Annotated in this window: 5 protein-coding genes; 4 read left to right on the top strand and 1 reads right to left on the bottom strand. The window is 60.2% G+C overall.

The genetic code is table 11. From position 1 onward, the window contains the following. The 4 genes from GR212_RS22650 to GR212_RS22635 form a co-directional block, all read left to right on the top strand. Positions 1 to 299 (top strand): hypothetical protein (locus GR212_RS22650; RefSeq protein ID WP_163989652.1); only part of this gene is annotated, 299 nt, incomplete at its 5' end. A gap of 253 nt (positions 300 to 552) precedes the next feature. Further along, positions 553 to 1,761, top strand: a complete 1,209-nt coding sequence (locus GR212_RS22645) for a DUF3422 domain-containing protein (RefSeq protein ID WP_163989650.1) — start codon at positions 553 to 555, stop codon at positions 1,759 to 1,761. 303 nt (positions 1,762 to 2,064) lie between these two features. Next, the gene (locus GR212_RS22640) at positions 2,065 to 3,123 is read left to right on the top strand and encodes a helix-turn-helix domain-containing protein (protein WP_163989648.1); all 1,059 of its coding nucleotides are present in this window, start codon (positions 2,065 to 2,067) and stop codon (positions 3,121 to 3,123) included. Between the two features lie 133 nt (positions 3,124 to 3,256). Beyond that, a complete protein-coding gene (locus GR212_RS22635) occupies positions 3,257 to 4,126 on the top strand; it encodes a hypothetical protein (protein ID WP_163989646.1) in 870 nt (289 codons plus the stop codon). Between the two features lie 73 nt (positions 4,127 to 4,199). On the opposite strand, the gene GR212_RS22630 is transcribed toward GR212_RS22635, so the two are convergent. Further along, complete coding sequence (locus tag GR212_RS22630) at positions 4,200 to 6,065, bottom strand: DUF4344 domain-containing metallopeptidase (protein ID WP_163989644.1); 1,866 nt, start codon at positions 6,063 to 6,065, stop codon at positions 4,200 to 4,202.

Here is a 6,065-nt window from a genome sequence, read left to right as displayed (position 1 = left end):
ACGGTGCCGGCGACGCCCTCACCATCGACGGCTTCGACGAGGAGCAGTTCCGCGTCAGCCTCGGCGCGGAGATCGCCAGGTCGTTCACGCTCGAAAGCGGTGCAAAGCTGACGCCGAAGCTCGGGGTGACCGGCGGTTTCTCCGGTCTCGACGGCGCGGGTGCATTCGGTGCGGTCACGGCCGGCTTGACCTTGCAGACGGCCAATTTCTGGATGCTCGACACCAGCCTCCTCTTCAACATCGAGGGCGACGGCGAGACATCCGTCGGCGCAAAGGTCTCGGCGGCGAAGAAGTTCTAGCCGAGACGGCGACACGCAAACATCGCCTCCGCATGTCCTTGCGGAGGCCGCTACCGGCTCTACCCGACCATTCCGCTGTCATCAGGCCGCCGACGGCAATCGGCGTATGGCTGCGGCCTGGTTCCGACCCTGCGAGAGACATTCCCGACCTGCCGGAGGGCGTCAGGACATTCTGCCGCACCGAGGTCGGGGATTGATATTTGCGATAATGGCAAGTCTAACGCTATAGCTTCACTGCTTGCCGGGGGGCTAAATGCAAACGATCGCACTCGACTTCAATTCTGAGCTTCATGCGCGGCCGTCGATCTACTTCTCCGGTCCCGCTATTGTCGAGCACATAGCGCTCACGGGTTCCGCGGCCGCGGCTTACAATCCGAGCTATCGTACCGTCGAGGCGGATGAACGATCAGCCGACGCGCCAACGCAAGTCGAGTTTCATACAGAATTCGTCACCGTCACCCGGGTCACTTCGCTGAAGGCCGACGCGCAGGAGTGGCCGAAAGGTACTCTCTCGATCGATGAGGCCGCGCGACTGGCCGGGCTGTCGGACTGGTCGTTCATCTGCCGACTGGAAATCCTTGTTTGCGGGGCGGCGCCGGCTGAACTTGGGCCTCTCCTCTCGGCGCTCCAATTTGGCGACACCGCGGCATCCATGATCGGCGGGGGAGCCGCGCTCGTTTGTTCGGATTTTCGTGTCGGGAACGACAATAGCAGCCGGACCATACTTTTTAACAATGATCTGAATGCCTATCGTCTCGGTCGCATGGTCCGGCGGGTATATGAGATTGAGACCTACCGCGTGATGGCGTTGCTTGGGCTTCCTCAAGCCCGGCAGCTCGGCCCGGTTCTCAGTGGTTATGACCGAAAGCTGGTCGAATTGACCAATCGTCATGTGACGACCTCCGCGGAAGAGCACAAACGTCTCCTGGACGAGATTTCGCAGCTTTCCGCCGAGGTGATTTCCGCCGCTGCACAGACGCGAAACCGCTTCGGCGCCACCGCCGCTTACGCCAAGATCGTGGAGGAGCGTATCGTTGAATTGCGTGAGACGCATGTGCCGGGCTTCCAGCGTTTTGGCATATTCGTCGCGCGCCGCTTCAAGCCGGCGGTGAGAAGTTGCGAGGCAACGGCGTTGCGTCTTGAGCAGCTCTCACACGCGACGATGCATTTGATCGATCTGCTCCAAACCCGCATCCAGGTGGAAATCGAGGTGCAAAACGCCGTTCAGATCCAGGCGATGGCCGAGCGGGCTGAAACACAGGTCAAGATCCAGCGGGCAGTCGAGGGCTTGTCGATAATCGCCATCAGCTATTATCTTCTGAGCCTGATCAAGGTCGCGTTCGAGACTGCGGACCACGCCGGCCTCCACATCAATCCCGTCTACATGTTGATCTCCATTCCCGTCGTCATCGGCGCGGTCGCCCTTGCGATCCTGAGGGTCAGGCACGCGCTGAAGTCATAGATATGCCAGGGTCGCGGACCTGACGAAATCGGCGGCGCTCCAAGGCACCCTCTGTCGACGGACACGGCTTCGAGCATCGTCTCCATGTCATTGCAGATGACACGCATGCGGGCATCAGGTTCGTGGACTTGGGCCGGCTCCCATATTGGATAGAGCGCGAAGCCATGTCGGGGCTTTGACAGCGGCACAGGTTAAGCTGCGTTCGAATTAACACGCAAGGCGTTCAATTTTGACTATTGCCGCAGGCGAAGGTTGACATATTTAACTTTCGCAGGCCGAGAGGGCCGCGGAATGCATAGGTCAATGGCGCAGATATCTTCCAGTTCTATCTTTCATTTTTCGACGCTCGATCTTCCTGAAAAGGATCGGTTTCACACCTGGGTCAAGGACAATCATTGCGACTGTCGATTGCGGGAATCCGGTTCCGCACCGTTCGATGCCGAAGCGACCGGGGCTGCCCTTGGTCCCCTCATCCTTTCCGGCCGAAAGTGGCTCGGCGAGGGGCGGGCCTCCGCCTACGAGCTTCTGAGATCGGACCGGCTCATTCGAGCCGACGGACATGATTTTTTCCGTTTTACCTTGGTTCTAAGCGGCCGTTTCGTTTATCGGTCGACGGGGACCTCATCCATCAAGACTGCCGGCGACTTGTTCGTTCTGGATGCCGCTCAGGTGAACGACTGTATGGTCGAAGCCAATGACGTCATTTCGGTTGGTGTTCCAAGAGACCTGCTGCCGAGCCAGACGGCGCTCCTGCATGGTCGTACGCTGACTGCAGGTGTGGCCCGTCTCCTGGCGGATCATCTCGTTTCGCTGTTCCGCAATCTTTCGACGTTGAGAGAGCAGGAAATCCCCTACGTCGTGCAATCCACATTGCAGCTTCTGACGGCCGCGGTTTCCTCCACGTCCGAGGCGATGCAGGAGGCGGCTCGCCCGATCCGCGAACTGTTGCTCGGCCGCGTTTTGCGATACCTCGACGCGCACCTGCTCGAAGCGGATCTGACGCCGGAGAAGGTATGCCGCGATATCGGGGTTTCGCGCGCGAAGCTCTATCAGCTGTTCGAGGCCAATGGGGGTGTCATGCGGCAGATACAGCGCAAGCGGCTGCATCGCGCCTACCAGCTTCTGGCGGACCCGAGCAGGCTGCGACCCCACATTGCGGAACTTGCCTGGAGTCATGGTTTCTCGAACGAGAAATATTTCTATCGTCTGTTCAAGGCGGAATTCGGCCATACGCCGGGCGAGACGCTGGAGAACATCGCGCGGCGGAATTCGGCTGCGAAGCCTTTGCCCGCTCATCGGCTCGCGGAAGGCACCGATCGTCCGTCGGGTTGGACGTTGCCGTTCGGCGTGCCCGACAATTAGTTCGACAGGCCAGCCTGCGTCTTGTGCGACCGAGATGCGGGAACGAGGCCGGCTCGGCGACTGGCATGCCTCCAAGGGCGGTCAGCCGTCGACAAGGGTCACTGAAGTATCAAGTCATAGGTATCGTCTATTCATGTTTGCACCTCTGTACCGTTCCGCAAGATCAATCCGTCTCGTTCTCCTGGCTTTGGTCCTGACCGCCGTCGGCTCGCTCGTATCGCCTGTCGGCGCGAGCGCGGAGATCGCATTGAAATCCGAAGTGCCGGGCTTGAAGATCACGCGCCTTCAGAAGCTGCCGAAGGCGCCGCAACCGGCTTCCGACGCAACATGCGGCGTGCTGCCCGAGCTGAAAAGCAAGGGCGGCAAGATTACCGCCGCCCTGGGATGGGGCGTGACAGGCGAGGCGAAATTGGGATCCTATGATGCCGTCAGCTTTGCGGGAGAGTTCGAACAGGCGACCGGTTCGGCCTGCGACATCAGCGAGGGCAATGTCGCGGTCTTTGACGGCTCGCAATTGCTGGCGCTCGTTTATGCCGAGAAGAGCAGCAAGCTGTCGATCGGCAAGATCACTGCGATCAAGGACCATCTGCGCATTCTCGACGGTGATCTTGTTTCGATGCCGGTCGGAGAGATCTGGCTCGAGGGAGATCGGAATGTGGAGGTGAAGCCGCTGGCGGCCGAGGAGCAGGTTTGCGATGGCGCGGCAGTGGTGCCGAATGTTTACGGCAAACCCATAACCGACGCTCGCCAGGCAATCATTGCCAGGGGATGGGAGCCGTTTCAAAGCCCGCCGCCATCCTATCCGGATCCCTTCGGCGACAGCATTCGCAAGATGGGGATCGTGGAAACGACCGATTGCGCCGGCACCGGCTTCGCCTATTGCAGTTACTACTACCGCAAGGGCGACATGGAGCTGGGCGTCATCAGCTTTGGAGACGGAACGCCGACCGTTTCGGGCTACGGCGCCGTCTGCGAACGGTCGAAATGGCATAAGTCGGAGTAGAGGGGCTGACGGCCTTTTGTGATCCGCCCGAAAGAGGAGGCGTCACCGCAAAAGGCCGCGAGGCAATCGGTATCTACTTGGCGAAGGGATTGGATTTCTTGTCCCATTCGAGCGGATTGTCGCCTGCGGCCGGCTGCTGGGTTGCCGTGGTCTGCTGGCTGGCCCCGCTATCGTCAGACTTCGGCTGGAAGCGTGGCGAGAAGTGCGGCAGTATCAGCCGCGCCCAGGAGCGATTGATCTTGGACGCCTCCTCCGGGCAGCGGGCCGCTCGTTCCTTCGGCAGCATACCGTTCTCTACGATTGCACCATTGCTCTCGGGATCAAGCCCATAGACCATGCAGAGGAGGTTGAAGTAGCGCTGCGCATCGAGCGAATGCTCGTCGGCGAAAGATGCCACATCCGGGGCGCTCGACGATTGGCTGTTGACCTTGAACCAGACGGAGGCCAGCTGAAGAACGCGCGCGATGTCGTTCTTGGTTTCCCGGTCGTCGACATGCGACAGCAGCAGCACCGCCGCGAGCTGGTCGACGGAATCCTCCTCGCGGCCGACGGCGGGAAGGTCCAGCAGATCGATCAAGGCATGTCCGGATTCGTGCAGCAGGATGAAGCGGAGATTGTCCTGAACGAATTCGACCGTCAAAGCCTTCGGATCGGATGCGCCTTTTGAAAGAGCCTCACCCATCTGCAACAGACTGTCGATCATCTCGTAACAGAGAAAGACCGCGCCGTTCTTCCTGTCATAGAACGCGTTGATCGTATTGCACTGCCGGGTGACGTAGTGCAGCGGGCGCGGCGTTACGAAAAGCCCGTCGAGCCCGTCGATCTCGGGAATGTTCAGGAACAGGTGGGTGTCGGCGGCCCACTTGTAGGCATAGTTCAGCTTCGGATCTTCCGGCGGGAAATAATGGTAGACGAAGCGCAGTCCCTTGCCGTCCGATGTCACGAGCGAGCCGTCGGAGGGCGGCGGCAGCGCTCCGTCCTTCTGTTCGGTAAGCCCGTCGTCCTTGTCGCCGGACTGTGCCGTCTGCGTATCGGCAGGACCATTGCTTTGCTGGGGTTGCGCCTGAGGGGTGTTGCCTGAGCCGCTTCCATTCGGGGAGGAGTCTTGTCCGCCGGCGCCCGCCATGTCGGCAAGTTTCGCCAATGTCGGATAGCTCGGATCGCCGTCGGACGGATTTTCCCCGAACGGATAGAAGCCGTTGGAGATCAACACCGAAATATTTTCCACGACCTTGCTGTTCTTGTCGGCATTCCAGCTGAGATCGTAGCCCCGGATCTCGTTGCCCCTCTGCTCGAAACGAGAATAAAACTTACGATCGCCGGCGTTGCCGGAGACGATGAACCAGCTCGACCGCTTGAGCTGGTAGGTGATCGTACTGCCTTGCTCGTTCAGGAGGTTCTGATAGAGCGTATCGAGCTGGCTTGGGCCGCTATTGGCAAAGCGGGCCGTCTTCAACGAGATCGCCCCATCCTCTGTCTGCAGGTTTTCGCCGCCGAGCGTATTGTCCTTCCGTTGCGTCAGCAGGCCGGCGGGATAGGAGATCGTCATTCCCGCGATGGAATTGTCGAGCGAGCGCCATTGCAGCTGTTTGCGCAGGTCGAGCGCCGTTCCTCCCAGCTCCAGGGCGTCCCGAGCCGAAAGCTTGCCGGTGGCAGGCCTGTTGTGATCACGCTGGTAGCTCGCGATGGCGTTGCGGCCGCTCGGGCCGAAAGAGCCGTCGGCAAAGCCGTTGTAGTAGCCGAGAAGGATGAGCCCTTCCTGGGTGAGTCGTCGCTCCCATATGTTGAGGTTTCCCTCGATCGAATCCGAACCATCCAGCTCCACTTGAGCCGATGTCTGGGCCAGGGCCGGCTGGGTGCAGACCGGTCCGGAAACGGCAAACAGCAGAGCCAGCGCAAGGAGTGCTTTGCTGGAAGAAGGTCTCGAGGCGAAGTTCAT

This window comes from Martinezella lusitana, assembly GCF_010668395.1.
In the GTDB taxonomy this organism is placed as follows: Bacteria; Pseudomonadota; Alphaproteobacteria; order Rhizobiales; family Rhizobiaceae; genus Rhizobium; species Rhizobium lusitanum_A.
Note: the sequence above shows the minus strand (reverse complement) of the source record. Positions and strands in the feature narration are given on the sequence as shown.

Excerpts from the sequence above, each read along its gene's own strand:
- GR212_RS22645 (WP_163989650.1), top strand. The coding sequence starts at position 553 with ATGCAAACGATCGCACTCGACTTCAATTCTGAGCTTCATGCGCGGCCG.
- GR212_RS22635 (WP_163989646.1), top strand. The coding sequence starts at position 3,257 with ATGTTTGCACCTCTGTACCGTTCCGCAAGATCAATCCGTCTCGTTCTC.
- GR212_RS22630 (WP_163989644.1), bottom strand. The coding sequence starts at position 6,065 with ATGAACTTCGCCTCGAGACCTTCTTCCAGCAAAGCACTCCTTGCGCTG.
- GR212_RS22640 (WP_163989648.1), top strand. The coding sequence starts at position 2,065 with ATGGCGCAGATATCTTCCAGTTCTATCTTTCATTTTTCGACGCTCGAT.